Raw genomic sequence first — 26,272 nt, 5'->3', positions numbered from 1 at the left:
CACATGACGTCGGTCATCCTGTCGATTTATACGCATTTCCTGTTTGACGCCGGTCAAGAGGCGGAAGCAAGTTGCGTCTATCCTTTCTGGTGGAAACGCCGCGGCGTCCCGAGCAAGGCGCGGCAGTTTACGTCCGAGGCACCAGCCATGCCCTATCGCACAAATATCGATCTTCCCCCTCCTGTTCGCGCTCACCTCCCATCGCACGCGCAGGACATTTATCGCGAAGCGTTCAACCACGCCTTTGCCTCCCATGCGGAAGACGAACGGCAGGAGGAGATTGCTCACCGCATAGCCTGGGCGGCGGTGAAGCGATCCTACGTGAAGGTCGGCGACCGCTGGGAACCGCTGCCCCACGATCATTAGACCGCCGGCTCGTCAGGAAGCGGGCATGGATCTGTTTGATGGAAACTGTCTCAAAGTGGCAATCACCTCGTCGTCGCCGACCTGATGAAAGTCGCGATAGAAATAGCCGATCGCGCCAAACTCCTGAGGCTCATGCAGACAGACGACCGCATCGACTTCCGCATGCAATTTCCTGATGGTGTCCAGCGGCGCGACCGGGACCGCAAGCACGAGCTCTTTCGGTTCCTGCTTCCGAACAGCCTTTATGGCAGCAAGCGTGGTTGCCCCTGTCGCAACGCCGTCATCGACGATGATCGCGACCTGCCCCTTGACTTCGGCACGAGCCCGATCGCCCAGATAGCGCTCGCGACGCCGTTCGATCTCAGCACGTTCCTTTTTGCAGACGACCTCAAACTCTTCTGAAGTGACGCCGGACAGCTCGATCACGTCCTGGTTACGAATGGTGGTCATGCCCTCCCCATCCGCGATGGCACCCATTGCGAGCTCCGGCTGCCCCGGCAGCCCGATCTTGCGGACCAGCAGCAGATCGAGTGGCGCATCGAGGGCTGCTGCGACTTCCGCCGCAACCGGCACGCCGCCCCGTGGCAGCGCAAGAACGACCGGGTGCCGCCCCTTGTATTTGAGCAGCGCCTCGGCGAGTTGCCGGCCGGCATCGGTTCGGTTCTGGAACAGCATGGCAGACCTCACGCGGAAGAGGCGCAGGATATGAGCCGGACAGCCACTGCTATTGATCCGTATCAAGCTGCCGACAGCCGCGATTGGCGATAGGCATCATATGCCCGGATGGAAGAATGAACCCTGGGACGATGACGCTGAGAATAGCAGCGCGACAGCTCTTGCTCGCAAGGTGGCGTTTCTCAGCCGGCCGGACAGCTATGTCCCGACGCCCCACGCCGTGATCACGCGGGAGACCCACATGTCCTGGGTCTTCATGGTTGACGAGCGCGTCTACAAGCTCAAGAAGCCGGTTCATTTTCCATATCTCGATTTCTCCAGCCTTGAGCGCCGCGCAGACGCCTGCCGCGCTGAGGTTTCGCTGAACCGAAGGCTGGCGCCCGATGTCTATCACGGCGTAGTGCCGCTGACGGCTGCGCCGGGTGGCTACGCCATCGGAGGCGGCGGACACATCGTTGATTGGCTCGTCGTCATGCGCCGGCTCGATGAAGGCCGAACGCTCGAAGCCGGGCTTCGCGATCGCAAGGTCTCCCAGGGCCAGATCGATGGCTTGGCCAGTCGTTTGAGCCGCTTCTATTCGCATGCGCGCCGGATCATGATCAATCCGGAGAGCTACATGGTGACCCTGCAAAAGGCAGTTCTTGCGGATCGGCGAGGTTTGCTCGAGCCGGCCTTCGACCTGCCCCGCGGCACCATCGAGCGCATTGCCGACCTGCAATGCCGTTTCCTGCGGCAGCGGACCGAGCTGCTGGCGCAGCGGGTGCATCACCGGCACGTCCTTGACGGCCATGGCGATCTGCGGCCGGAACATATCTGGTTGAGCCCTCCCTTCCCCATCATCGATTGCCTGGAGTTCAATGCCTGCTTGCGGACATCGGATGCTCTGGACGAAATTGCCTTCCTGCACTTGGAATGCGCCCGATTGGGAGGACTGTGGGTCGCTGAGAGGCTTCGGCGGCATCTGGCCGTCCAGCTCAATGATGACCCGGCCAGCGGACTGTTCTTGTTCTATCGGATTGGCCGGGCCATGCTCCGCGCCAGGCTATCCATCGCTCATCTCGCCGACGCCCATCCACGGACGCCGGAAAAATGGCCGCGGCTGACGCGCACCTATCTCAAACTTGCCAAGGCGGACGCAGCGCAGCTCGAGCGGCAGCTCACGGCGAGAGCCAGAATTTGAATTGCAGGGATCAATCCTGATACGGAAGCAGCTCCGTCAGCGGCTCGTTGTGGTGCAGCCGACGAATGGTCTCTCCGAGAAGGGGCGCCGCCGAGACGATCTCGAGCTTGTCGCGAACCGCGCCCGGCGGAAGCCTGAACGGCGGCACGCTGTCGGTCGCAATGATGCGGTCGATCGCAGGATCGGCCAGCGTCGTTGCCGCGCCTGGCATGAACAGGCCGTGCGCGACGCAAGCTATTACCTCTTCGGCTCCATGGGCACGGGCCGCCTTCGCCGCCCGCACCAGGGTTCCACCGCTGCTGATGAGATCGTCCACGATCACGCACAGCGAGTTCGCCACCTCCCCGGCGAACAAATCGCCCGAGACGACACCGGAGCTGCGATGCTTCTCCACGAACGCCTTGCCGATCGGACGGCCGAGCGCCTTCCCAAGAACCTCGCGAAGCAGGTCCGCTCGCTTGCCGCCTCCGAGATCCGGCGAAACCACGGCAATCGGCCGATCAGCTGCGATCGCCCTGATCCTGCCGATCAAGAGCGGCGCCGTGCTCAACGCTACCGATGGGCAACGGAACGCGTTCTCGAACGCGGCCTCGTTGTGAACTTCGAGGGTCACCACCGCGTCAACACCGATAGCCTCGAACATGGTCGCAAGATAACGGATCGTGACCGGGTCATTGGCCTTGGTGCGACGATCTTTTCGAGCATAGCACAGATACGGTGTGACCGCCGTCACCCGCGCGGCACCGGCATCCTTCAATGCCCCGACGAGGAACAGCAGCCGGCACAGCTTGTCGTTCGGACTCTCGTCAGGACCGCCATGGAGGCTATGCAGAACGTAGACGTCGCAGCCGGCGACAACCTCCAGCGGCCGCACCTTGTGTTCGCCGTCCTCGAAGCTGCGTTCTTCGACAGCGGCGAGACGGCATCCAAGCGCATGAGCAACTTTTTCGCCAAGCACCTCCGTGCCATGAAGACAGAACAAGCGCAGGCGATCACCAATCATCGGTTACCTCCAACGTCAAACCTGCCCGTCGTCCGCGTCCCCGCTCAGCCGCCGAGCTAAGCCCGCAGCCCATGTTTCCCGAGCATTCTGACCGTGCTCGCCTGCGGTCCCTTCTCTCCGATCTCCTCAACGTAGCTGACGCGGGCGCCGGGCACGATGCTTGATCCACCCTCAACGACGCTATTGCAGTTGAAATAGACTTCGTGGCCGTCCGCGGCTTCCAGAAAGCCGAACTGGCCGCTTGGATCGATACGCGCAACGGTTCCGATGGGTTGAGGCTCGTGCGTCTTGACGTCGCCACGCATCAGTCGCGCCCGGTCCTGCAGTTGTCGACGCGCGCGTTTGAATGCGTTGTCCATGGCGAAGGTCAAGTCGTCGTACCGTTCATCCAGCTTCGGGGTACGTCCAACGTGGACCTCCCGACCGTCAGGCAGCGCCAGCCGAACGCTCACCAGATATTGACCGCCGGTTTGGTGATGACCGCCCGGACCTTTGACCATGATGCGAGCCGCAGTGATCCGGCCAAAGCGACTCTCCAGTTCCGCGACATGTTGCTCGACGGCAGCCCGGATTTCAGCGGACACGCGGATCCCTTCAAATTCAATTTGAACTGGTGTTTGCATTTCCGGCTCCTCTCCCGTGTCAAACTTATTGGACCACGGGCGCGAGGAGCAGCTTTGAGCGAGATCAACCTGCCTTAAGCAAGAATGTTGCGGCCACAGAACCGCTCAAGCGTGACCACCTGTATTGGCAGGGCCGTGTCACCGTCCAAGCTTCCGCCAACGATCGCACTTCTTCCGGATCCGCCAGTGTTTCGCGCAGCACACCGCGGCCAGATGCAATGACGCGCGCCTGGCCGAGGTGATGGCTGCCGATCATGCGGTCCGACGATTGGCTTCGCCGGAGCCCCTCACGCGGACTTGTTCAAGCCGCAGACGCTGTCGGCTCCGCAAAGCCAACCCTCGGGCTCCTCGTCGACCGAGATCGCATCGGCTGCCCCGGCTTCCGGTCGCTTGAAGCCGAGCATCTCGAGAAGCTGGCCGACCGTCAGCTTCTCGTATTTCAGGTTCGCTCCCTTCTGGTTCAGAACCTTGATGTGCTGGGTCGTCATCAGCTTGAAGACGTCCAGCTTGTCTTCGGGCATCTTGATGTCAGACATGACTTGATCCTCTCTCCACCTTGCTACGCACATACGACCAGTTTACGAATCTCGTCGCCAACCTTGGCCACCGAAACGGCATATCGCTTGTCGAAATTGTCGCAGTATTTATCGTTCATGCTTCCAATCTGCTGGTGAGCATGCTGGGCGCACCCGCCGCTACAGATGAGCGCAAAACGGCATGACTGGCATTTTGCCATGCCTTCAAGTTGGCGCCCCTTCCACTGATCGTCTCTGCCATTGAGCACCACCGGCCGCTCTCGATAGCTGCCGACCAGCGAGCGAGCTGCGCCAATGTCTTCCCAACATTTGTAGAGGCCGCCGTCGGGTGCGAAGATGTACATTCCCGCATTGGCCGCACAATAAGAACCGGAGAACCGGAATTCTTCCCGCTTCCGGATCGCGCTCACGATCCGGCCCGCGACGCCCGCATTGAAGCAATCCAGCGACACATTCGTTTTCGGCGCCTGCGCCAGCACGATATCCAATAGCTCGCGATCGGACCGCAGTGTCTTCCGACCATTGGCCTTGTCGTAGATGATGTTTGCATTGAGATCGAAATTCGGATTCTGCAGGAAGCCGCGCGAACCGAACAATTCGTGCAACGGTCTGAGCTCGTGGAAATTGGCGCGGCTGAAATTGAAGCGCACAACGACGCGAACGCCGGGCCGCTCCCTCAGGACCAGATCGATATTGTCCACGATCCTGTCAAAGGTCCCTCCGCCGTTGGTCAGGAATCGTTGCTTGTCATGGATCGCCCGCGTGCCATCGACCGAGATGTTGAGTGAATGGATTGCGTCGACCCCGATGACGTCCATGAACCGATCGACGTCATAGCCGTTGGTAACCGCCGAGAAGCGGAAGCCTCGCGAGCTGCCGAGCTCGACGGCCCGTTCGATGACCGGAAGATTGGAAACCCACAGCGGCTCTCCGCCGAACAGGGTGATGTTCCTTGACCATTGTTTGGCCTCCGACTGCTCGATCAGATCATCGATGCCGGCAAACACCGCATCGACATCGTCTCGCGACATGCTCACCTTGTCGCCGTGGCCCATGAAACAAGCGCCGGAGTCGGCACCAGGTCGATCGCTGGTCGCACGATCGATCTGCGAAAGCGGGCTTGGTCGGCGATCGATGTCGTTCTGCAGATCCCGCTCAAAACAGTAACTGCAGCGAAAATTGCAGTCAAAGGTTGGCGCGATAACGAAATGAAGTTGCCGGCGACGTGCCTGCAGGGATCTGGAGATCTCCACCACCGCCTCTCGCTCCTCCAAGGGGGTAAGGCTCGTGATGAAGCCGCGCAGCCATAAGGCATCAAACTCGTCCTGATATCTCTGACGTATCAGGTCGAGGGAGCCTCTCCCGGTCAACGACTCGAACAGATCCTGCGAAACGAGGACCATGCCCCCGGTGTAACCATGCAGGCCGAATACCGCGCCGTCCACAGGCGTCCAGATGCAGTACTTGCTCACGCGCAAATCCGGACACGGCATCATGTGCCTCCCATTCGGCTGAAGCTGATCGCATTGGCGTAGTTGTGGTTCTTGAGGTTCTCCCAGCGAATGCTGCCCTCGCCCACGGGATATGGATCATTGATCAGAAAATAGTGCTCAGTTCCCGTCACATTTCCGGTGAGAGACGATACGAAGGAATATTGCTTCCAGCCGCGGCAGACACGCGCATGGCCCGGGAGACCGCTCTTGAACGGAATGAATTTCTGCAACGCGTCGAGGGCGTGATCGAAACTCGGAGCTTGATCAAAGGTCGGCGCCAATCGCCCTCCCGCAAAAAACTGATACGCCGAGACTTGGGCTTTGTTGGTGGCGCCCTTGGGGCCAGGCTTCATCTGTTCGGCAATTTGCTCGGGTGTCGCCGCGAATCCGAAATACGCCAGGATCATCTGCGCGGATGCGACCGCGCAATAGACAGGCGTAATCTGCGCAAAGAGAGGAACCGGCAGGATCGAGGATGCGATCGCCGGCGGCGTCGCGGCAAAGTAGGCCTGCAGCGTCTTATAGTCGGAATCGTCAAACTTGATGTCCGGCAGATCACCGCTTTCCGGCAGAATCCCAGACACGATGCTGCGAATCATCTCTCGCTCGCTCTGGCCACGTAGCGGCTCTGGCTCCGACACGTCGAGAAAACCGAGCTTCTGAGAGTCCAAGATCGAGTGGGGAATGAGCCCGTCGATGCTATCCAGCAAATCGACTGGCGGCGGACTCGGAGCGAGATCGGTCTGCGTGAGAACCGATCGATCATAGTAGTCGACGATGAACGATGCGGGGTGACCATCCTTGACGTAGGAAACGCGAACGCCGATCTTTGCGTACGAATATGCGACGAAGGAATGGCTGACGAGGGTTGCGTCCGGTGCGATCTTGTTCATCGCTTCCGTCGCGATCTTGAGTGCGTTCGTGTCGGACAGCTGCCGCGACGGCGGCTCGAACGCCCAGGCTGCGGATTGCAGCCTCGTGTCCGCCGTGCACCTGATGACGCCGACGAGTTGAGCCTGTTGATAGAAGCTGAAATCATAGAATGCCGGCGAGCCGGTCAGATCAAAAATAATGATCGGGTTTGGATCGAGGTCCGAGCCGAAAAACCGCGCCATTTGTCGATCGGCGATATCCGGAGCGCTTTTCGAAGCGGCGTGGAACATCGCAACCGAGCGTGCCTGCTCAACTGGAATGGTCGCCATCTCGCCTCCCCCGCCGTCTAACCGCTCGGATATTTGAAATCACAAGTAGAATGTATGATTTGATTCAAATCAAAATAGAGTCATCATTTCCTTGCGCTCTCGATGGCTGTTTCAGATTCGCCTCATGGCGGACGCGACCGGATGGGTCGACAATCCATCATGCCACGCAGATCCTCCGGCGAGACACGATCTCACGCTCCCGCGGCGCGCAACGCCCAGGTGATGCATTCGTCATGTCGCCCTGAAACGAGAGGGCGCGGGGAAGGCCGGACCTCGGCTGAGGCCCGTGGCCCGCCTGCTCAAAAGAATGCAGGCGGCAGGTACCACAGGTACAGCCGGACAGACCCGGCCTTCCCCGCGCGATGGCTTTACGGTGTCCTTCGTGCTCTCCCTGGGGATCGGCTTTCTTGCCCCCATCGCCCGCGCGTGCCGTCAGGCAACCACCGCAGACTTGACCTCAGCGTCGAGAGGCCAGGACCACACGACTTCGCCGTCCGTGCCAACCGCGCTCGTCTGGCGCAGCCGTCACGTCCATCGCAGCCCACCTCAACGTATCGTGACGACGCGTACGTCCCTCTGCTCGAGGCGGGGTACGCACAGATAAGCACAATTTCTGAAATTACGCAATAGAATTATTATTACCGGAAGATCAAGAGATCAGCGCGGGCAACGGGACGAGGCCGACCGGTCGGTCAGGATGTCGCGCGCGGCCACCGCGATCCGCCGACACAAGGACAGCGCCGTCTCCTTGTCCTTGACATGGAATATCCCGTCGCTGATCAAGCGGTCGTCGAGCCAGGCGCGAAACGCCTGTTCGCTGTCCGGCGTGAACGTCCCCTCCTCGTAGATAAAGCCGCTCAGCGGGCCTTCAATCACGTAGTCGGTGTCGGCGGCATATTGAGAGGGACGCGCACATTGCGCCCAGATGCGGCCGTCAGTGTCGACAAAGGCCAGGACGCCATCATCACGCTCGTCAATTTTCACCCGACCTCCTCGCCACATCCCCGAACGAGCTCTCTCCTTGCGAGCGCAGCGAAGCAAGCCAGAACCATCGCGTGACTCTGGGTTGCCTCGTCGCGTCGCTCCCCGCAATGACGGAGGCCCTCATGTCGAAGCGGCTCAGGCATGGACCGTTCTCCAGGTGCGCAGCCTCGATCAGCAATCGGCGCGAGCGGCGAGCCAACCGACCGAGATCACGATCCGGCGGCATCGCCACCCCGCGTGCGCGTCGGACGTTCGACCGCTCGCGGAGATCGATACAAGACTTATGCCATGGAAAGCCGCACGTGACGGGCCACGACGACGGGTCGTTCCTACACGGCGCGGGCGGGACGCAGCAGGGATGGCGTCAGCCAGCGTCGTCACGCGCGGTGCTCAGCCGCGCCGCTTGCGGCCCTGCGCTGCCGCGGCCTGCTTGCGCAGACCCTCGGCCGCGCTGCCGACGATCTCGGAAATCTGCATCAGTTGCTTGGCGAGCGGGCTGGTCTTGCGCCAGACCATGCCGACCGTGCGCTGCGGCTGCGGATCGGCGAAGCGCGCCAGCGACACCGACGCCGAGCGCGTCTCGACGCCGACCGCCATCTCCGGAATCAACGTCACGCCCATGCCGGCGCCGACCATCTGCACCAGGGTCGACAGCGAGGAGGCATCGAGCATCTCGCGCGGCGCCTGCATGTTGCAGAACGACAGCGCCTGGTCGCGGAAGCAGTGCCCTTCCTCCAGCAACAGCAGCCGCATCTCGCGCAGCATCTCGCTGCTCGGCACGTCAGCGCCTTCATATTCCGGCGGCCGCACCAGCAGGAAGTTCTCCGCGAACAGCGCGACCTCGGTCAGCGAGGGCTCCGAGACCGGCAGCGCGACGATCGCCGCATCGAGGCGGCCCTCGACCAGTTCCTCGATCAAGGTCGGCGTCTTGGACTCGCGGACGTGGATGTCGATCTCGGGATGCTTGCGCGTCAAGTTCCCGATCACCTTGGGCAACAGATAAGGCGCGACAGTCGGGATCATGCCGAGCCGCAGCCGGCCGGTGAGCTTGTCGCGCGAGGCGCGGGCGAAGTCGCCGAGCTCGTCGACCGAGCGCAGGATCTCGCGGACGCGTTCGGCGAGCTGCTCGCCGAACCGGGTCAGCACGACCTGACGGGCGTTGCGCTCCAGCAGCACGCCGCCGAGCGCCTCCTCCATCTCCTTGATCTGCATCGACAGCGCCGGCTGCGAGATCGCACAGGCCTCGGCGGCGCGGCCGAAATGCCCCAGACGCGCCAGCGCGTCGAAATAGCGAAGCTGCCGCATCGTCAGATGTATCATCAGATTATCTTATCGCTCATCGACGCGAAGTCAATTTTCCCTGACTACAAGCCTGAGGTGTGTCGCCAACGTCTGGCATCGTTTTGCGTTTGGACGGGCGTCACACCGCGTTCATCAGATAATCTTATCGTTATGATCATCAATCTCAATTTCCCCTGATCGAAGTAGCCGCGTAGGGTCCCGGCTCCCACCCCAGGGGGAACCATGACGATCACGTCAGGAGGCAAACATGGATGACGTCAGCAAGTGCCCGTTTTCGGGCGGCTTGAAGGGATTTTCGAACAAGGATTGGTGGCCGAACCAGCTCAATCTGTCGGTCCTGCATCAGCACTCGAACCTGTCCGATCCGCTCGGCGAGACGTTCGACTACTCCAAGGAATTCAAGAGCCTCGATCTCGACGCGGTGATCAAGGACCTGCACGCGCTCATGACCGATTCGCAGGAATGGTGGCCGGCGGACTTCGGTCATTATGGTCCGCTGTTCATCCGCATGGCCTGGCATGCCGCCGGAACCTATCGCATCGGCGACGGCCGCGGCGGCGCCGGCACCGGTCAGCAGCGCTTTGCGCCGCTGAACAGCTGGCCCGACAACGCCAACCTCGACAAGGCCCGCCGCCTGCTATGGCCGATCAAGCAGAAATACGGCCAGAAGATCTCCTGGGCCGACCTGTTCGTGCTGACCGGCAACGTCGCGCTGGAATCGATGGGCTTCAAGACCTTCGGCTTCGGCGGCGGCCGCGCCGACACCTGGGAGCCGGAGCAGGACATCTATTGGGGTCCCGAAGGCAAGTGGCTCGCCGACGAGCGCTACAGCGGCGACCGTCAGCTCGCGGGCTCGCTCGCTGCCGTGCAGATGGGCCTGATCTACGTCAACCCGGAAGGCCCGAACGGCAACCCCGACCCGCTGGCGGCCGCGCGCGACATCCGCGAGACCTTCGCCCGCATGGCGATGAACGACGAAGAGACGGTGGCGCTGATCGCCGGCGGTCATACCTTCGGCAAGACCCACGGCGCGGGTGACGCGTCGCTGGTCGGGGCGGAGCCTGAGGGCGCCGACATCGCGCAGCAGGGTCTCGGCTGGGCCAGCAAATACGGCTCGGGCAAAGGCGGCGACACCATCACCTCCGGCCTCGAGGTGATCTGGACGACGACGCCGACCAAGTGGAGCAACAACTTCTTCTGGAATCTGTTCGGCTATGAATGGGAGCTGACCAAGAGCCCGGCCGGCGCGCACCAGTGGAAGCCGAAGCACGGCGCCGGCGCCAACACGGTGCCGGACGCACACGACAAGTCCAAGCGCCACGCGCCGTCGATGCTGACCACCGACCTCGCGCTGCGCTTCGATCCGGACTACGAGAAGATCTCGCGCCGCTTCATGGAGAATCCGGATCAGTTCGCCGACGCCTTCGCCCGCGCCTGGTTCAAGCTGACCCATCGCGACATGGGCCCGAAGGTGCGCTACCTCGGCCCGCTGGTGCCGAAGGAAGACCTGATCTGGCAGGATCCGGTGCCGGCCGTCGATCATCCGCTCGTGGATGACAGGGACGTCGCGTCGCTGAAGGCAAAGATCCTCGCCTCGGGCCTGTCGGTCTCTCAGCTGGTCTCGACCGCCTGGGCTTCGGCCTCGACCTTCCGCGGCTCGGACAAGCGCGGCGGCGCCAATGGCGCGCGCATTCGTCTGGCCCCGCAGAAGGACTGGGCGGTCAACAACCCGGCCGAGCTTGCCAAGGTGCTCTCGACGCTCGAGGGCATCCAGAAGGAGTTCAACGCGCAGGCCGGCGGCAAGAAGGTGTCGCTCGCCGACCTGATCGTGCTGGCCGGCAATGCCGGTGTCGAGGCGGCCGCCAAGAAGGCCGGCGTCGAGGTGACGGTGCCGTTCGCGCCGGGCCGCACCGACGCCTCGCAGGAGCAGACCGACGTCGAATCGTTTGCGGTGCTCGAACCGACCCATGACGGCTTCCGCAACTATCTCAGCGGCAAGCAGTGGCTGTCCGGCGAGGAGCTGCTGGTCGACAAGGCGCAACTGCTCACCCTGACCGCGCCGGAGATGACCGTGCTGGTCGGCGGCCTGCGCGTGCTCGGCGCCAACGCCAACGGCTCCAAGCATGGCGTGTTCACCGCGCAGACCGAGACGCTCTCCAACGACTTCTTCGCCAACCTGCTCGACATGAGCGTGGCCTGGCGTCCGGTCGATCAGGGCGAGCACACCTTCGAGGGCCGCGACCGCAAGACCGGCGCGATCAAGTGGACGGCCACCCGCGCCGACCTCATCTTCGGCTCGCACTCGCAACTGCGCGCGCTGGCCGAGGTCTATGCGAGCTCGGATGCCAAGCAGAAGTTCGTCAAGGACTTCGTCGCCGCCTGGACCAAGGTGATGAACCTCGACCGGTTCGAGCTGAAGGCCTGAGGCGAGACGCCGACTGACTGCTCATACAGAGAAGCGGCGCTTCAGCGATGAAGCGCCGCTTTTTTGATGGAACAGGCTTATCAGTCGCGGGCCTGTCAGCGCGCCGCGGCCGAGCCGCCGCCGTCGATCTGGCGGCCCATCAGCGCGATCGCCTTCTGATAGACGCCGGCGGCGTTCCAGGCCTCGATGGCTGCGAAGTTCGGCTCGCCCGGCTGATATCCGGCGCCCGCCTTCCAGCCATTGGCACGCAGGAAGTTCGCCGTCGAGGCGAGCGCATTGGCGGCGACGTCGAGATTGCCGACGCCATAGGCCAGGATGTTCTTCGGCATGAACTGGGTCTGCCCGACCTCGCCATGCATCGAGCCGCGGGTGTTGCCAGACAGAATGCCGCGGTCGACCAGCTTGAGCGCGGCATAGAGCTGGTCGGTGAAGAACTCCGGACGGCGGCAATCATAGGCGAGCGTCGCGATCGAGGACAGCATGTGCTGATTGCCGCGCTGGCTGCCGAACGCGCTCTCCATGCCCCAGATCGCGATCAGCGGTCCGGGCGGCACGCCGTAGCGCTGCTCGATCGAGGCGAACATCGCGGCCTGCGACTGCTTGAGCTGGCGCCCGCGCGCGACGATCGCAGCAGCGCCGCGCTTGACGAGGAACTGATCGAGCGACAGCGAGAAGCTACGCTGGCCACGATCGGCCGCGATCGTCGCCGAGGCGTAGTTGGTCTGCATCAGCGCGGATATCGCGGCGCCGCCGACGCCCTTCGCCCTCGCCTCCTCGCTGAACTCGCGCTTCCACGCCTCGAACCCCGCCGGCGACGAGCCGCACTGTGCCGCCTGCGCAACGCCGCCGCAGGCAGCGAGCAGCGTCGCGGCGGTGAACGTGAAGGTGATCATGGCCCGGCGTTTGCTCATTCAGACTCCTCTGGTCGCGTCCGCCGATGCGGCTCGCACCATTATCCTGCGGGACATCGGATGCCGCTGGCGGCGGTCATATCGGCTGCCCCGGTTTGCAACGGCGACAACCTATCGGAAATGGAAGAAAATCATAGCCGGGCGGGAATTAGCCGCAGATGAACGAGCGTCGACCATCGCCTGTGTGCGCACCAGCACCGCTGGCGGAACCGATCGCCATGCGGGTTCCAACGATCACCTTCTGAAATCGCGATGCCGGCTGCGGCCGCATCGGAGTTCGGCCCGCCCGGCATTATTATACGGTTTCGTTTAGCGAGAGCGGCGTGAGACGCGCGGGCGCGTTCGCGCATGGACGGGTGAGTCACCAGCGTCGAGATCGTCGGCCTCGACGACGATCTCCGCTCCGCTCGTCCGCGGCCTCGAGAGCCGCGCAGGAATGGGTCCCTTCTGGATCCAGACACCTCCCGGGGGAGCCAACCTTGACAGGTCCCCCGGCCGTCATTATAAAACGATACAGTTTCGTTTTACCGCAACCGTTTCCCAAGGGAATGCTCTACAAGCACCGACCGAGATCGGAGACAGCAGGCCGTCATGAAACGAATCATTCTTTTGAGCGTGATCCTGCTGTCGTGGACTCCCCTGGCGCACGCCGTCGGCGGGACCGGCAGCGGCATGCAGACCGAGAGGGATCCACAAGTCTCCACCGATCCGGCTCTGAGTCAGGAGACGATCGATCGCGAGCTCGACAAGTTCCGGCGGACGGAGGTGTCACTGCACCAGGCGCTGCGGATCGCCGAGAGGATTCATCCGGGCTCCAAGACCGCGGACATCAGCTTCGAAGGTGGGCTCGACGCCCCCGTCTACAAGGTCCGAACCCTGCAGAGCGGACGGATCTGGGAATCCGACATCGACGGCACCACGGCAAAGGTGCGCAACAGCGTGCTGTTCTCCACCGTGGATGGACTGAGCGAAAGCGACCGTAACAGCCTGGCTGCCCTCACCACGGTCCGGCTCAAGATGTCGGATGCGATTCGGATCGCCGAGCGCTCGGCGGCCGGCCGGGCGATCAGTGGCGGCCTGATGAACAAGGACGGCAAGCTCGCCTTCGTCGTGGTCGTCGTCAGCGGCAACGATCTCAAGCAGGTGACGCTCGAACCGTCATCGCTGCGGCGACGCTGATCGCGCCGCTCACGCCTTCGGCTGAAGCGTCAGGAACGTCTTGACCCGGTCACGGACGAAGCCGGGCAGCTCCCTGCGGATCGTCCTTTCGCTCTCGCCCATGAGCGAGCGCATGATCACCGGCATGACGATCAGATCGATGAAGATCTCGGCAGAGGCGGCCGACGCCTTCGACGGCGTCCGGCGGGCGGTCGTGGCCGAGGCGCCGATCGTCTCGCCGAGCAGCACCGCCACGGCATGGGCCGCCCGTTTGCGCGAGACGTCATGAAACTGACAACTGAGATCGGGAAACCGGTAAGCCTCCCCGATCGTGACCCGTAACAATCCCAGCGAGTCCTTCAGCGCCCGATCGACGATGGCGATGGCAAGTCCGACCAGTTTCTCCTGTGCGGTGCCGGCCACCGGCGTGTAGGATCCCAGATTCATCACGTCGTTGATGGAGCGCGCGACGACGGCGGCAAACAAGGCGGCCTTGCCGGTGTATCGGGCATAAATCGTCGGCTTGCTGGCGGGAGCGCGTTCAGCGATCTCGTCGATGCTGGCACCGTCGAAGCCACGCTCGAGAAACACCGCGCGCGCAGCGTCCAGAATACGCTCCTCGATGTTTCCAGCGAGCGCCTTCGGCGGCCGTCCCACCCGCCCGCGAAACGCTTCCGTGCGGGCAACGTCCGTACGTTTCAATTTGGCCTGCGTGCGGGCCATACTCAACGACCTCGACTCGACATGAAGACATGTCGTCAAGGGATTACACGTTCTTGTCGAGACGGCAATAGAACGACCACGCCACGCGGCTATGCGCATGGTGGCGTACATAATCGGCAACGTATCACCACAAACACCTCAAAATACCTCAGGCAACAAACTCCCCGAGGTCATCGAGCACGGCGAGCGCACCGTCGAACGTGTCGTCGTGAAAGTAGAGGCTGCGCGTGATCAGCACGGGAACGCCGGCGCGGCTCGCAGCCATCAACCCGTTACCGGAGTCCTCGATCGCGATGCAACTGGCCGCGGGTAGATCGAGCTGCGACAAGACCTCCAGGTAGACATCCGGTGCGGGCTTCTTGCGCGCGACATCGTCGGCCGCCACGACGGCGGCAAATCCTGCCTCCCAGTCGGCGCCCAGCACGGGCGCCAACAGGGCATCGATATTGCCGCGCGTGGTCGTCGTCGCGATCGCGAGCCGCTGCCCGCGGGCCGAGGCAGCCTCCAGCAAGGCTTGAACGCCCGGGCGCAACGGGCAGCCCTTGTCGGCCATCAGCGCGGCAAACCGCTCCGTCTTGATGCGATGAAGCCGGGCAACGACGGCGTCGCTGAGCGGCGGACCCGTGCGCCGCATCTGGTCGAACGCACGGACGCGCTCCTTGCCACCGGTGACACGCAGCAGCTCCTTGTAGATGCGGCGGCCCCAGTGCCAGTCGATGCCCACCGCGACGAACGCCTCATTGAAGGCCTCGCGATGGATCTCCTCGGTCTCGGCCATCGTGCCGTCGACGTCGAAGATCAGTGCGCCGGCGTCGGCGATGCGGCGCCGGAGGTCGTCGAGCGGCGCGTTCCTCACCAGAGCCAGACTCATGATTGCGCCTCCACCCTGCCGTCTCCCGCGTCGGCCCCCTTGGCGAACACGCGGCTTGCCAGCACGTCGCTGGCTTCGATCGACATCACGTCATCGGACGTCAGCACGCGGTCGAGCCGCGACACCAGCCGGTTGGCCTGGCGCAGGCGGATCCGATCCAGCGCGTTGCGGATCGAGCGCGCGTTGGAGAACAAGGGCTGGGTGCGCCGGACGGCGATATACTTCTCGAAGGCGGCGCGGGCCTCCGGCGTGAAGCGGTAGTTCTGCCCCTCCAGCATCATCTCGGAGATCGTCAGCAGCTCGGCTTCCGAATAGTCGGGGAAGTCGATGTGGTGGGCGATGCGCGAGCGGAAGCCGGGATTGCTCTGGAAGAACTTCTCCATCCGGTCGGCATAGCCGGCAAGAATGACCACGAGGTCCTCGCGCTGCGACTCCATGATCTGCAGCAGGATCTCGATCGACTCCTGGCCGTAGTCGCGCTCGTTCTCGGGACGGTAGAGATAATAGGCCTCGTCGATGAAGAGGACGCCCCCCATCGCCTTCTTCAGCACCTCCTTGGTCTTTGGCGCGGTGTGGCCGATATATTGGCCGACGAGATCGTCGCGGGTCACGCTGATGACGTGGCCGCGACGGACGAACCCCAGCCGATGCAGGATGCCGGCCATGCGCAGCGCGACCGTGGTCTTGCCGGTCCCGGGATTGCCGGTGAACGACATGTGCAGGGTCGGAAACGTCGTCGCCAGCCCCATCTTGCGGCGGATCCGCTCCATCATCAGCAGCGAGGCGATTTCGCGGATTCGCGTCTTGACCGGGGTGAGCCCGACCAGCTCGCGGTCGAGCTGCTCCAGCACGGGTGCGATGTCGACGCTCTCGAACTCGCGGCGCAGGTCGACGGTGTCGACCGGCGTGGCCTTGTCGGCATCCGCCTGCGTGGCCTGCATCATGGGCTGGTGCTCCGCTTGGCCGAAGTTCGCACACGCTGGCGGCAGATCCTCCCGCGAACTCCGGCAAGCAGGGGACGCCGTCGAATCGGACTTGATCAATGCGGCAGAGCCGGCGCTGAAGTCCCCTCCCCGATGGGATGGGACTTCAGCGCGGTATTCTTATGAGTAGCGCTCGCCTTCAGGGCGCTCGGCCGCATAGGACCGCGTCGAGTAACGCAGATTGCGTCCGACGGTTTCCTGGCGGTCGAGCCGGAAACCCGGCTCGTTCTGCGGCCGGTTGACGATGAAGGACAGCCGGATCGACTCCCAGCCATGGCTGGAGTCGAAGGCCGAGATGCGGATGTAGCGGTCGCCGTAGATCTTCCGGCACTCGGACAGCTCGCGCATGATGCCGGCGGCGTCGCGCAGGTCGAACATCGGCAGGCCCCACATCTCCCAATAGGTGTTGCGGGGATGCGGATCGTCGGTGAACTCGATGTTCACTGCCCAGTTCTTCTCGAGGCAGTACTGGATCTGGGCCGTGATCTGCTCGTCGGTCAGATCGGGCAGGAAAGAAAAGCAACCCTGGGTCACGCGCATGTTGAAATCTCCTGATGTTGTGCTGCCGGGCGAGCCGATGTCCGGCCCGCAGCACGGCGACGCATCGAACGTGGTTCAAGCGGCAGGGGTGACGGTCGGCACGAAGTCCGGCGAGTCCGTCGATTCGTAGTTGAAGGTGACGTCCTTCCAGATCTCCAGCGCCTCGCGCAGCGGCGTGCAGGTCTGTGCCGCCTTGGCCAGGATCTCAGGACCTTCATGCACGTAGTCGCGGCCCTCGTTGCGGGCGAGGATCATCGCCTCCAGCGCGACGCGGTTGGCAGTCGCACCGGCGGCGATGCCGCGGGGATGGCCGATGGTGCCGCCGCCGAACTGCAGCACGACGTCCTCGCCGAGCAGGTCGAGCAACTGGTGCATCTGGCCGGCATGGATGCCGCCGGAGGCCACGGGCATCAGCTTGTTCAGGCTCGCCCAGTTCTGGTCGAAGAACACGCCATGCTCCAGCCGCATCGGGTTGAAGTCCTCGCGGCAGATGTCGTAGTAGCCGCGGGTCGTGTTGGGATCGCCCTCGAGCTTGCCGACCACGGTGCCGGCATGGATGTGGTCGACGCCGGCGAGCCGCATCCACTTGGCGATGACGCGGAACGACACGCCGTGCGAGCGCTGCCGCGTGTAGGTCGAGTGTCCGGCGCGATGCAGATGCAGGATCATATCATTCCGGCGTGCCCATTTCGCCATCGACTGGATCGCGGTGTAGCCGATCACGAGGTCGATCATGACGATGGTGGAGCCGAGCTCCTTGGCGAACTCGGCGCGCTCATACATGTCCTCCATCGTCGCCGCTGTCACGTTGAGGTAGGTGCCCTTGATCTCGCCGGTCGCCGCCTGCGCCTTGTTGACCGCCTCCATGCAATACAGGAAGCGCTCGCGCCAATGCATGAAGGGCTGCGAGTTGATGTTCTCGTCGTCCTTGGTGAAGTCGAGTCCGCCCTTCAGCGCCTCGTAGACCACGCGACCGTAGTTGCGGCCGGACAGGCCGAGCTTCGGCTTGACGGTGGCGCCGAGCAAGGGACGGCCGAACTTGTCGAGCCGCTCGCGCTCGACGACGATGCCGGTCGCCGGCCCCTGGAACGTCTTCACATAGGCCACGGGCAGCCGCATGTCTTCGAGCCGCAGCGCCTTCAGCGGCTTGAAGCCGAACACGTTGCCGATGATCGAGGCCGTCAGGTTGGCGATCGAGCCCGGCTCGAACAGGTCGAGATCATAGGCGATGTAGGCGAAATAGCTGCCCGGCGAGCCCGGCACCGGCTCGACCCGGTAGCACTTGGCGCGATACTTCTCGGCGGCGGTCAGGCGGTCGGTCCACACCACGGTCCAGGTCGCGGTCGAGGACTCACCGGCGACGGCAGCGCACGCCTCGACCGGGTCGACGCCATCCTGCGGCGTGACGCGGAACAGCGCGATGACATCGGTGTCCTTGGGCTGGTAGGACGGCTCCCAATAGCCCATCTTCTTGTATTCCATCACGCCGGACTTGTAGCGATCCTTGCCGCGGACGGTAATCGATTGGTCGTTCATGTGTTCCTCCTGGCTGTTTCGTTGTGGCTGTTCACGTCACGCAGCTTCGGTCATTCCCCCAATTCGCGGATCGAGCGCGCCCGAGCGGTAGCGCTTGGCCATCTCCGACAGCGGCAGCACCTTGATCTTCGATGCGTTGCCGGCGGCGCCGAACTGCTCGAACCGCTCGCGGCAGAGATCACGCATCGAGTCCATCGCCGGCTTCAGGAACTTGCGCGGATCAAACTCGACCTTCGACGACGCGCCGACCTTGCGGAAGATCGCGGTCATCGCCAGCCGGCAGTCGGTGTCGATGTTGACCTTGCGGACGCCGTGGCGGATGCCACGCACGATCTCCTCGACCGGCACGCCCCAGGTCTGCGGCATCTCGCCGCCGAACTGGTTGAACATGTCCTGCAGGCTCTGCGGCACCGAGGACGAGCCGTGCATGACGAGATGCGTGTTCGGCAGCCGGCGATGGATCTCCTCGATGACGTTCATGGCGAGGATCTCGCCATCCGGCTTGCGCGAGAACTTGTAGGCGCCATGCGAGGTGCCCATCGCGATCGCCAGCGCATCGACCTTGGTGGCGCGGACGAAATCGACCGCCTGGTCGGGATCGGTCAGCAGTTGGTCGCGGCTGACCTTGCCTTCGAGGCCGTGGCCGTCCTCCTGCTCGCCGCCGCCATGCTCGAGCGAGCCCAGCACGCCGAGCTCGCCCTCGACCGAGGCACCGACCCAATGCGCCATGTCGGTCACGCGGCGCGTGATGTCGACGTTGTAGTCGTAGTCGGCGGCCGTCTTGGCATCGGCCTTGAGCGAGCCGTCCATCATCACGGACGTGAATCCGTATTTGATCGCGGTGGCGCAGGTCGCCTCGTCGTTGCCGTGGTCCTGATGCAGGCAGAGCGGGATCTGCGGATACATCTCCTCCAGCGCGTCGATCATCTTCGACAGCATGATGTCGCCGGCATAGGTGCGCGCGCCGCGCGAGGCCTGGATGATCACGGGGGCATCGACCGCCGCGGCCGCCTCCATGATCGCGAGCCCCTGCTCCATGTTGTTGATGTTGAACGCCGGCACGCCGTAGCCGCGCTCGGCCGCATGGTCCAGCAATTGTCTGAGCGTGATCCGCGCCATGTTGGTCTCCGTCCCTGTTTCGATGTTCTGTAAGGTGGCGCGGCTCAGGACGCCCGCGCCCGGATGATGTTGCGCATCGCCGCATCGGCGACCGCCGCAGGCGTGATGCCGAATTCGCGGTACAGCACCTCGGCCGGCGCCGAGGCGCCGAAGCCGTGCATGCCGACGAACTCGCCGGCATCGCCGAGCCAGCGCGCCCAGTCACCCTCGATCGCGGCTTCGACTCCGATGCGTGGCGCAGCGCCGAGCACCTCGGCGCGATACTCGGCGGACTGCTTGCGGAACAGCTCGAAGCAGGGGGCCGACACCACGGCCGCCTGGACGCCTTCGACCGCCAGCAGCTTGGCCGCCTCCAGCGCGATCGCCACCTCCGAGCCGGTCGCAATCAAGGTCACGTCGCGCCCAGCCTCGGGCTCGACGACCACGTAGGCGCCGAGCGCCACCTTGTTTTGATCAGATGCTTCGGTACGGAACGCCGGCAGCCCCTGCCGCGACAGGCACAGCACCGACGGCGAGGCCTCCGCACGCAGCGCGCAGTCCCAGGCTTCCGCCGTCTCGACCGCGTCGGCCGGGCGGAATACCAGGAGGTTCGGAATGGCGCGCAGGCTCGCGACATGCTCGACCGGCTGATGCGTCGGGCCGTCCTCGCCGAGGCCGATGGAATCGTGCGTCATCACGTGAATGACGCGGATGCCCATCAGCGCGGCCAGGCGAATCGCCGGCCGGCTGTAGTCGGCAAAGGCAAGGAAGGTGCCGCCATAGGGAATGAAGCCGCCATGCAGCGCGATGCCGTTCATGGCCGCAGCCATCGCGTGTTCGCGCACACCATAGTGGATGTAGTTGCCATCCATCGCGGCCGGTGTGACGGATTTGTGCGTCTTCGCCTTGGTCAGGTTGGAGTGGGTCAGGTCCGCCGAGCCGCCGAGCAGGTTCGGCAGCACCGTCGCGATGACATCGATGACGTTCTGCGACGCCTGGCGGGTGGCGATCTTCGGCCGCTCGGCCGTGAGCTGTGCGATGAACTGCGCCATGCGCTCGGCATAGGCGGCCGGCAGCTTCCTGTTCAGCGCGTCATGGCAGGGCGAGCGGTCCGCGGTGCACAGCCTGCGCGCACGCTCCTTCCAGGCCTGGCGCACGCTGCGGCCGCGCGCACCGATCTCGCGCCAGCTCACCAGCACGTCGGCCGGGACCTCGAACGGACGGTGCGGCCAGTGCAGTGCCGCGCGGGTCTTTTCGACCTCTTCCGGCCCGAGCGGCGCGCCATGCGCCTTCTCCGAGCCCTGCCGTCCGGGTGAGCCGAAGCCGATCGTGGTCCGGCACGCGATCATGCTGGGGCGGTTGCTCTGCCGCGCCGCAGCGATCGCAGCCTCGATGGCTTCGGGATCATGGCCGTCGATGCGGGACGTCGCCCAGCCCGACGCGGCGAAGCGTCCGAGCTGATCATCCGAGCAGGCGAGATCGGTCGAGCCGTCGATCGAGATGCGGTTGTCGTCGAACAACACGATCAAGCGATTCAGCTTGAGATGACCCGCGAGCGAGATCGCCTCGTGGCTGATGCCCTCCATCAGGCAGCCGTCGCCGGCGATCACGTAGGTGTAGTGATCGACCAGATCGTCGCCATAGCGCGCGTTCATCAGGCGCTCGGCGAGCGCCATGCCGACCGCCGTCGCGATGCCCTGCCCGAGCGGACCGGTGGTGGTCTCGACGCCGGGCGTGTGGCCATACTCCGGATGGCCCGGCGTCTTGGCGCTCCATTGCCGGAACCGCTTCAGCTCATCGATCGTGACGGCCTCGTAGCCGGTCAGATGCAGCAGCGCATAGAGCAGCATCGAGCCGTGACCGGCCGACAGCACGAAGCGGTCGCGATCGGGCCAGGCCGGATCGGCGGGATCGAATTTCATGAAGCGCGAGAAAAGGACGGTTGCCACGTCGGCCATGCCCATCGGCATGCCTGGATGACCCGATTTCGCCTTTTCGACGGCGTCGATCGCGAGGAAGCGGATGGCGTTCGCCATCTCGGCATGGCTGGGATCGGCTTTCGGAGCCAGCGTCTGCACGGCGTTGGCGGTCATAGCGTGCGCCTCTTTCGGTCCATCAGTTGCATGATCATGGGGGTGAGAATGAGCTGCATCGCGAGATCGAGCTTGGCGCCGTGGATCACGATCGAATTGGCGCGCGACATGAAGCTCTGCGGGATCATCGAGAGCAGATAGGGAAAGTCGATGCCGCGCGGGTTCTTCAGCCGGATCACGACCATCGATTCATCGGGCGTCGGGATCCAGCGGGCAACGAACGGGTTCGAGGTGTCGACCGTCGGCACACGCTGGAAGTTGATGTCGGTCTCCGAGAACTGCGGGATGATGTAGTTCACGTAGTCTGGCATGCGGCGCAGGATCGTGTCGGTGACCGCCTCGGTCGTGTAGCCGCGCGACGCGCGGTCGCGGTGCAGCTTCTGGATCCACTCCAGGTTCATCACCGGAACAACGCCGATCTTCAGATCGGCGTGCTGCGCGATGTTGACCTTCTCGGTGACGACCGCGCCGTGCAGGCCTTCGTAGAACAGCAGGTCGGAGTCCTCCGGCAGCCGGCTCCACTCGGTGAAGTTGCCGGGCCTCGTGTCGTAGAGCCGCGCCTCCTCCTCGTCGTGGACGTAGTGGCGCGTCATGCCGGTGCCGGTCTCGGAGTAGTCGCGGAAGGTCTTCTCGAGCTCCTCGAACAGATTGGTGTCGGGGCTGAAATGGCTGAAGTGCTTGTTGCCGAGCTCGGCCTCCTCGACCATCTTGCGGCGCATCTCCTCGCGATTGTAGCGATGGAAGGCATCGCCCTCGATATAGGCCGCCTTGACGTTCTCGCGGCGGAAGATGTTCTCGAAGGTCTTCTTGACCGACGTGGTGCCGGCGCCCGACGAGCCGGTGATCGAGATGATGGGATGACGACGTGACATGAACTTTCTCCGGAAGGCGCGTTCGGCAGGCAGGCTCAGCGGAACAGGCCGCGCCGCGCGAACAGGGGCGCATCGCTGGTTTCGAACAGCGGCTCGATGCCCTCATGCAGTTGGTCGACGTCGCGGACGAGGCGGACGTCGCCCATGATCAGCGGCGCGCGCTGATGCGGCGAGCGCGCCGACAGTTCGAGGATGCGCGCGCGGCCGCTCGAGGCCGAGCCGCCGGCCCATTCCATGATCAGCGCCATCGGATGCGCTTCGTAGACCAGCCGCAGCCGGCCCTCGCGATAGCCCGGGCGGGAGTCGGCCGGATAGAGGAACACGCCGCCGCGCATCAGGATACGATAGGCCTCGGCGACCAGCGAGGCGATCCAGCGCATGTTGAAGTCGCGGCCGCGCGGGCCGGCGGCGCCCGACAGGCATTCGTCGACATAGTTGCGCACGGTCCCGCTCCAGTGCCGGCGGTTCGACGCGTTGATGGCGAACTCCGGCGTATCCTGCGGGATGCGGATCCCGGACTTGGCGAGCATGAACTCGTGCAAGGTCGGATGCAGGACGTAGAGATCGACGCGATGGTCGATCGCGAGCACCAGGCAGGTCTGCGGTCCATAGACGAAGAAGCCGGCGGCAAGCTGTGCCGTGCCGGGCTCGAAGAAGCTGGAGAGCACGTCGCGCCCCCGCGGGCGGATCGAGAAGATGGTGCCGACGGAGATGTTGTTCTGCAGGTTCGACGAGCCGTCGAGCGGATCGATCGCCACGCAAAGTGGGGCAGCAGCATTGACCGTTTCCGGCCGGTCGCCCTCTTCGGACAGGATGCCGGCGACTGGAGCCCGGCGCAGCGCATCCCGCATCAGGTTGTCGGCGACGATGTCGAGCGCCTTCTGGACGTCGCCGTCGGCGTTCACGGTGGCAGCGCCTTCGTCGACGCCGGACAGCGGCGCGACCGCGATCTGCCGCGCGAGCTCGCGCGCCGCCCCGGCCAGAGCCGCGATAACCGCGGCGCAATCGGCGTCGGCACCCTGCGCCGCCAGATGTGCCTGCAATGTCTGATGATGATCCATCTGGTGATCCATGGGCCACTCCCTCGCCATCAGATCCTCTGCCGGGAACTTGATGAAGCCGCACGAATGCGTCGTGCCGCGCTGCTATCAACACTCGATTTGCCTAATTAGGGAAATTTCAATATCTTTGGATAGACCAAAGTTTTCCTTATGTGAACGATCTGATCGAGGGTTCCATGAGCCGGCATTTCTCGCGCGATCTCACCATCCGCCAGCTTCGGGCGCTGGCCGCCGTGCAAAACTCGGGGTCGGTGACGTCAGCGGCCGGCCGTTTGAACCTCACGCAGCCTGCCGTCACCCTGCAGATCCGCAATCTTCAGGAGCTCGCCGGGCTGCCGCTGATCCAGCGCACCACCGACGGCATGATCCTGACCGAGGCCGGGCGCAGCGTGCTGGCGCTGGCCGAACGCGTCGAGGCCGCCTTGCAGGATTGCGAGCAGGCGCTCGACATTCTCGCCGGACGCAGCGGTGGCCGCGTGGCGATCGGCGCGGTCAGCACCGCGAAATATTTCGTGCCGTTTGCGATCGCGGAATTTTCGCGGCGCTTCCCCAAGATCGACGTCACCTTGCGGATCGGCAACCGCGACAGCCTGCGCGAGGCGCTGCGCGGCTATGATCTCGACATTGCCATCATGGGCCGGCCACCGGCCGACGTTCCCGTGGATATGCGGCCCTTCGGCAAGCACCCGCACGTCATCATCGCCCCGGCCAACCACCGGCTGGCGCGCCGCAAGCGGATCGCGGCCGGGGATCTCGCCGGCGAGGTGTTCATCACCCGGGAGCCGGGATCGGGCACCCGTCTGCTGATGGAGACATTCTTCGAGAAGCATGGTCTGAAACCAAAGACCAGCATGGAGATGGACAGCAACGAGACCATCAAGCAGGCCGTCATCGCCGGCCTCGGCATCGCCTTCATCTCGCAGCACACGGTCGCCCATGAGCTCAGCGAGGGGCGGCTGGTCACGTTGAAGGTCGCGGGCCTGCCGATCATCCGGCAGTGGCACGCGGTGCGGCGTGCCGACAAGCTGCTGCTGCCGCCGGCGCAGGCGATGCTGGACTTCCTCGGCAAGGAAGGCGCGCGATTTCTGCCGAGCTGAGCGCCGCACCCGATGCCAAGGCGGCGTCGCGTCTCGCATGGCGCCGTCTCACCAATCGATCTCGAACCGGCAGGCCTCGTCACCCCAGGCTTCGCAGGCGATCTCACGCGCATGGGCGTCGGGGTGCACGAGCGTTGCGAACAGCGTCTCGAAGGTCGCAGCGTAGAAGTCGCAGATGGCGTGATCGCCGTGATGGCCGCGGCACAGCGGACAATGGCTGATCTGGTAGATGGTGGGCCGGCCCGGGCGTGCGGTGAAGGTGCCGGTCCCGGCAAACGTCCAGGCATGCGCGGATATCGCCCGCGTCAGCGCGCGGCTCGCGAGCCGGGCCGGCAGCAGCCGGAGCACACGTTGCGCCGCGCCGGGGATGCGATGCGCAAGCAGATAGGCGCCGGTCAGCCGCCCTGCCCTGGTGCTGACGGCACGCGCGGTCTCGTCATCGAGCACGGTGCGAAGCGCGTCATGAAGCCGCATGACCTCGGCCTCATCGACCATCTCGGCGGGCGGACTGCTCAGATAGAAATCGAGCCGCGCGGCCGCGAACACGCGGCGCGCACTGTCCTCCCCCCGCAGCAGGCGTAGGGCCTCGGCGGTCTGGATGATCGCGTTGGGGCCGATACGGCCCGGGGCGTGACCAGACGCAGCGGCAGCGCGCAGTAGCAGATTGGGCTGGGCGCGCGTGCCGTGCATGTCAATGCACCGGCGTCTCGGCCTCGTCGCTCATCTGCTCGGTGCCGCCGCCGCAGGCCATCAGTTGCGCCTGCTGCGGTCCGGTCAGCTTGCGATTATGGCTCGTCTTCCACTCGACCTTGCCGGGCTCGGCGCGCTTGCGCGACCTATCGAAGCCGAAATCGACCTTGCCCTTGGATTGCGGGCCCCAATAGTTGACGCGACCGAGGTCGTAGAATTTGCGCTCGAAGCCGGACTTGAGGAACGCCTTGAGGCAGCCGAGCAGATAGCGGCGCCGCTCGCCGGAGCCGGCCCAGGGATAAGAGAACAGCGCCTTGTGCATGTAGAAGCGGCGGTAGTTGTTCATGACGCCGTCGAGCAGCTCGCCACGGTCCATCGCGTCCGGCTTCATGATCGGGGTGACGAAATTGTACTTCTCGTAGTCGAAGATCTCGACCTTGTCGCCGAGGTCGCGGAACAGGTCGGAGAATGGCCACGGCGTGTACATCGCCCAGTTGGCGAGGTCCGGCCTCCAGTCGCGCGCCATCTGGTAGGTCTCTTCCAGGGTCTCGCGGGTCTCGTTCTCGAGGCCGACGATGAACTGCGCCTCGACGACGATGCCGGCGTCGCGCAAGAGCTGGATCGCCTTCTTGTTCTGCGCGACCGTGGTCTCCTTGTTGAAGCGGTCGAGCTTCATCTGTGCGGCGGCTTCCGTACCGAGCGAGACGTGGATCAGGCCGGCCTTGCGATACAGCGGCAGCAGCGCCTCGTCGCGCAGGATGTCGGTGACGCGGGTGGACTGCACCCCTCAAGTGAGACACGATAATCTCAGTGACAGGCATTCCGAGGATGACCTGTGGCAGCAAGAGGG

General features: G+C 64.2%; 24 protein-coding genes and 1 pseudogene. 5 read left to right on the top strand and 20 right to left on the bottom strand.

Features of this window, described 5'->3' with window-relative positions:
• Positions 1-3: 3 nt before the first annotated feature.
• Entirely contained in the window at positions 4-366 is a 363-nt protein-coding gene (locus ACQR10_RS19820) for a ChaB family protein (protein WP_410051442.1), read from the top strand.
• A gap of 12 nt (positions 367-378) precedes the next feature.
• On the opposite strand, the gene ACQR10_RS19815 is transcribed toward ACQR10_RS19820, so the two are convergent.
• Entirely contained in the window at positions 379-1,041 is a 663-nt protein-coding gene (locus ACQR10_RS19815) for a phosphoribosyltransferase (protein ID WP_316217679.1), read from the bottom strand.
• Between the two features lie 241 nt (positions 1,042-1,282).
• Between ACQR10_RS19815 and ACQR10_RS19810 the strand changes: the two genes are divergently transcribed.
• Positions 1,283-2,221 (top strand): hypothetical protein, encoded by a 939-nt coding sequence (locus ACQR10_RS19810; RefSeq protein ID WP_434848697.1) that lies wholly within the window; start codon positions 1,283-1,285, stop codon positions 2,219-2,221.
• A gap of 10 nt (positions 2,222-2,231) precedes the next feature.
• Here ACQR10_RS19810 and ACQR10_RS19805 read toward each other — a convergent pair whose 3' ends face one another.
• The 7 genes from ACQR10_RS19805 to ACQR10_RS19775 all read right to left on the bottom strand — a co-directional run bounded on the left by ACQR10_RS19805 (position 2,232) and on the right by ACQR10_RS19775 (position 9,382).
• A complete protein-coding gene (locus ACQR10_RS19805) occupies positions 2,232-3,224 on the bottom strand; it encodes a ribose-phosphate diphosphokinase (RefSeq protein ID WP_316217681.1) in 993 nt (330 codons plus the stop codon).
• A gap of 56 nt (positions 3,225-3,280) precedes the next feature.
• Positions 3,281-3,847 carry an HPF/RaiA family ribosome-associated protein gene (locus ACQR10_RS19800; protein WP_316217683.1) on the bottom strand — a complete coding sequence of 189 codons (567 nt, stop codon included), beginning with the start codon at positions 3,845-3,847 and terminating at the stop codon, positions 3,281-3,283.
• 287 nt (positions 3,848-4,134) lie between these two features.
• Entirely contained in the window at positions 4,135-4,383 is a 249-nt protein-coding gene (locus ACQR10_RS19795; protein ID WP_315805369.1) for a hypothetical protein, read from the bottom strand.
• A 23-nt stretch (positions 4,384-4,406) separates the two neighbouring features.
• Positions 4,407-5,855 (bottom strand): radical SAM/SPASM domain-containing protein, encoded by a 1,449-nt coding sequence (locus ACQR10_RS19790; RefSeq protein ID WP_316217684.1) that lies wholly within the window; start codon positions 5,853-5,855, stop codon positions 4,407-4,409.
• A gap of 20 nt (positions 5,856-5,875) precedes the next feature.
• Positions 5,876-7,078, bottom strand: coding sequence for a C39 family peptidase (locus tag ACQR10_RS19785; protein WP_316217685.1), 1,203 nt, complete (start codon positions 7,076-7,078; stop codon positions 5,876-5,878).
• Between the two features lie 657 nt (positions 7,079-7,735).
• Positions 7,736-8,062: a hypothetical protein gene (locus ACQR10_RS19780; RefSeq protein ID WP_315803487.1), complete on the bottom strand. Its 327-nt coding sequence runs from the start codon at positions 8,060-8,062 to the stop codon at positions 7,736-7,738.
• 390 nt (positions 8,063-8,452) lie between these two features.
• Entirely contained in the window at positions 8,453-9,382 is a 930-nt protein-coding gene (locus ACQR10_RS19775) for a hydrogen peroxide-inducible genes activator (RefSeq protein ID WP_315803486.1), read from the bottom strand.
• Positions 9,383-9,611: 229 nt separating this feature from the next.
• Here ACQR10_RS19775 and katG point away from each other — a divergent pair, with 229 nt between their 5' ends.
• The gene (katG, locus tag ACQR10_RS19770) at positions 9,612-11,789 is read left to right on the top strand and encodes a catalase/peroxidase HPI (RefSeq protein ID WP_316218906.1); all 2,178 of its coding nucleotides are present in this window, start codon (positions 9,612-9,614) and stop codon (positions 11,787-11,789) included.
• A 95-nt stretch (positions 11,790-11,884) separates the two neighbouring features.
• Here katG and ACQR10_RS19765 read toward each other — a convergent pair whose 3' ends face one another.
• Positions 11,885-12,700, bottom strand: coding sequence for a lytic murein transglycosylase (locus ACQR10_RS19765; RefSeq protein WP_316218905.1), 816 nt, complete (start codon positions 12,698-12,700; stop codon positions 11,885-11,887).
• Between the two features lie 591 nt (positions 12,701-13,291).
• Here ACQR10_RS19765 and ACQR10_RS19760 point away from each other — a divergent pair.
• Positions 13,292-13,879: a PepSY domain-containing protein gene (locus ACQR10_RS19760; RefSeq protein ID WP_315803483.1), complete on the top strand. Its 588-nt coding sequence runs from the start codon at positions 13,292-13,294 to the stop codon at positions 13,877-13,879.
• Positions 13,880-13,888: 9 nt separating this feature from the next.
• Here ACQR10_RS19760 and ACQR10_RS19755 read toward each other — a convergent pair whose 3' ends face one another.
• From ACQR10_RS19755 to ACQR10_RS19715, 9 genes are all read right to left on the bottom strand, one after another.
• Positions 13,889-14,581 (bottom strand): TetR/AcrR family transcriptional regulator, encoded by a 693-nt coding sequence (locus ACQR10_RS19755; RefSeq protein WP_315803482.1) that lies wholly within the window; start codon positions 14,579-14,581, stop codon positions 13,889-13,891.
• 148 nt (positions 14,582-14,729) lie between these two features.
• Positions 14,730-15,452, bottom strand: coding sequence for an HAD-IA family hydrolase (locus tag ACQR10_RS19750; protein ID WP_316218904.1), 723 nt, complete (start codon positions 15,450-15,452; stop codon positions 14,730-14,732).
• Positions 15,449-16,393 (bottom strand): CbbX protein, encoded by a 945-nt coding sequence (gene cbbX, locus ACQR10_RS19745; RefSeq protein WP_315803503.1) that lies wholly within the window; start codon positions 16,391-16,393, stop codon positions 15,449-15,451. The genes ACQR10_RS19750 and cbbX overlap by 4 nt, the downstream gene beginning before the upstream one ends.
• 162 nt (positions 16,394-16,555) lie before the next feature.
• On the bottom strand, positions 16,556-16,975 hold the full coding sequence (locus tag ACQR10_RS19740; RefSeq protein WP_316183328.1) for a ribulose bisphosphate carboxylase small subunit: 420 nt from the start codon (positions 16,973-16,975) through the stop codon (positions 16,556-16,558).
• A 75-nt stretch (positions 16,976-17,050) separates the two neighbouring features.
• Positions 17,051-18,511, bottom strand: coding sequence for a form I ribulose bisphosphate carboxylase large subunit (locus tag ACQR10_RS19735; RefSeq protein WP_316218903.1), 1,461 nt, complete (start codon positions 18,509-18,511; stop codon positions 17,051-17,053).
• A gap of 36 nt (positions 18,512-18,547) precedes the next feature.
• The gene (fba, locus tag ACQR10_RS19730; RefSeq protein WP_315803478.1) at positions 18,548-19,630 is read right to left on the bottom strand and encodes a class II fructose-bisphosphate aldolase; all 1,083 of its coding nucleotides are present in this window, start codon (positions 19,628-19,630) and stop codon (positions 18,548-18,550) included.
• A 44-nt stretch (positions 19,631-19,674) separates the two neighbouring features.
• Positions 19,675-21,702, bottom strand: coding sequence for a transketolase (gene tkt, locus ACQR10_RS19725; RefSeq protein ID WP_316218901.1), 2,028 nt, complete (start codon positions 21,700-21,702; stop codon positions 19,675-19,677).
• Positions 21,699-22,574, bottom strand: a complete 876-nt coding sequence (locus tag ACQR10_RS19720) for a phosphoribulokinase (protein WP_315803476.1) — start codon at positions 22,572-22,574, stop codon at positions 21,699-21,701. Before ACQR10_RS19720 ends, tkt begins: the two co-directional genes overlap by 4 nt.
• Positions 22,575-22,609: 35 nt before the next feature.
• On the bottom strand, positions 22,610-23,665 hold the full coding sequence (locus ACQR10_RS19715) for a class 1 fructose-bisphosphatase (protein ID WP_315803475.1): 1,056 nt from the start codon (positions 23,663-23,665) through the stop codon (positions 22,610-22,612).
• Positions 23,666-23,811: 146 nt separating this feature from the next.
• Here ACQR10_RS19715 and ACQR10_RS19710 point away from each other — a divergent pair, with 146 nt between their 5' ends.
• Complete coding sequence (locus tag ACQR10_RS19710) at positions 23,812-24,732, top strand: LysR family transcriptional regulator (protein ID WP_316183325.1); 921 nt, start codon at positions 23,812-23,814, stop codon at positions 24,730-24,732.
• A gap of 48 nt (positions 24,733-24,780) precedes the next feature.
• Here the strand turns inward: ACQR10_RS19710 and bchJ are convergent, their stop codons facing one another.
• Together bchJ and ACQR10_RS19700 are read right to left on the bottom strand one after the other, a co-directional pair.
• Positions 24,781-25,422 (bottom strand): bacteriochlorophyll 4-vinyl reductase, encoded by a 642-nt coding sequence (bchJ, locus tag ACQR10_RS19705; protein WP_316218900.1) that lies wholly within the window; start codon positions 25,420-25,422, stop codon positions 24,781-24,783.
• 1 nt (position 25,423) lies between these two features.
• Positions 25,424-26,200: pseudogene (locus ACQR10_RS19700) on the bottom strand (B12-binding domain-containing radical SAM protein); the annotation flags it as partial.
• Positions 26,201-26,272: the final 72 nt, after the last annotated feature.

The sequence above is a fragment of the Bradyrhizobium sp. HKCCYLRH2060 genome (assembly GCF_051168135.1).
Taxonomy (GTDB): Bacteria; Pseudomonadota; Alphaproteobacteria; order Rhizobiales; family Xanthobacteraceae; genus Bradyrhizobium.
This window is presented reverse-complemented; position numbering and strand designations above follow the sequence as displayed.

Coding starts and splice junctions, on each gene's coding strand:
- ACQR10_RS19740 (WP_316183328.1), bottom strand. CDS start 16,975: ATGCGCGTGACCCAGGGTTGCTTTTCTTTCCTGCCCGATCTGACCGAC.
- katG (WP_316218906.1), top strand. CDS start 9,612: ATGGATGACGTCAGCAAGTGCCCGTTTTCGGGCGGCTTGAAGGGATTT.
- ACQR10_RS19765 (WP_316218905.1), bottom strand. CDS start 12,700: ATGAGCAAACGCCGGGCCATGATCACCTTCACGTTCACCGCCGCGACG.
- ACQR10_RS19735 (WP_316218903.1), bottom strand. CDS start 18,511: ATGAACGACCAATCGATTACCGTCCGCGGCAAGGATCGCTACAAGTCC.
- fba (WP_315803478.1), bottom strand. CDS start 19,630: ATGGCGCGGATCACGCTCAGACAATTGCTGGACCATGCGGCCGAGCGC.
- cbbX (WP_315803503.1), bottom strand. CDS start 16,393: ATGCAGGCCACGCAGGCGGATGCCGACAAGGCCACGCCGGTCGACACC.
- ACQR10_RS19805 (WP_316217681.1), bottom strand. CDS start 3,224: ATGATTGGTGATCGCCTGCGCTTGTTCTGTCTTCATGGCACGGAGGTG.
- ACQR10_RS19795 (WP_315805369.1), bottom strand. CDS start 4,383: ATGTCTGACATCAAGATGCCCGAAGACAAGCTGGACGTCTTCAAGCTG.
- ACQR10_RS19760 (WP_315803483.1), top strand. CDS start 13,292: ATGAAACGAATCATTCTTTTGAGCGTGATCCTGCTGTCGTGGACTCCC.
- ACQR10_RS19820 (WP_410051442.1), top strand. CDS start 4: ATGACGTCGGTCATCCTGTCGATTTATACGCATTTCCTGTTTGACGCC.
- ACQR10_RS19710 (WP_316183325.1), top strand. CDS start 23,812: ATGAGCCGGCATTTCTCGCGCGATCTCACCATCCGCCAGCTTCGGGCG.
- tkt (WP_316218901.1), bottom strand. CDS start 21,702: ATGACCGCCAACGCCGTGCAGACGCTGGCTCCGAAAGCCGATCCCAGC.
- ACQR10_RS19755 (WP_315803482.1), bottom strand. CDS start 14,581: ATGGCCCGCACGCAGGCCAAATTGAAACGTACGGACGTTGCCCGCACG.
- ACQR10_RS19750 (WP_316218904.1), bottom strand. CDS start 15,452: ATGAGTCTGGCTCTGGTGAGGAACGCGCCGCTCGACGACCTCCGGCGC.
- bchJ (WP_316218900.1), bottom strand. CDS start 25,422: ATGCACGGCACGCGCGCCCAGCCCAATCTGCTACTGCGCGCTGCCGCT.
- ACQR10_RS19785 (WP_316217685.1), bottom strand. CDS start 7,078: ATGGCGACCATTCCAGTTGAGCAGGCACGCTCGGTTGCGATGTTCCAC.
- ACQR10_RS19815 (WP_316217679.1), bottom strand. CDS start 1,041: ATGCTGTTCCAGAACCGAACCGATGCCGGCCGGCAACTCGCCGAGGCG.
- ACQR10_RS19810 (WP_434848697.1), top strand. CDS start 1,283: ATGTCCTGGGTCTTCATGGTTGACGAGCGCGTCTACAAGCTCAAGAAG.
- ACQR10_RS19800 (WP_316217683.1), bottom strand. CDS start 3,847: ATGCAAACACCAGTTCAAATTGAATTTGAAGGGATCCGCGTGTCCGCT.
- ACQR10_RS19720 (WP_315803476.1), bottom strand. CDS start 22,574: ATGTCACGTCGTCATCCCATCATCTCGATCACCGGCTCGTCGGGCGCC.
- ACQR10_RS19775 (WP_315803486.1), bottom strand. CDS start 9,382: ATGATACATCTGACGATGCGGCAGCTTCGCTATTTCGACGCGCTGGCG.
- ACQR10_RS19715 (WP_315803475.1), bottom strand. CDS start 23,665: ATGGCGAGGGAGTGGCCCATGGATCACCAGATGGATCATCATCAGACA.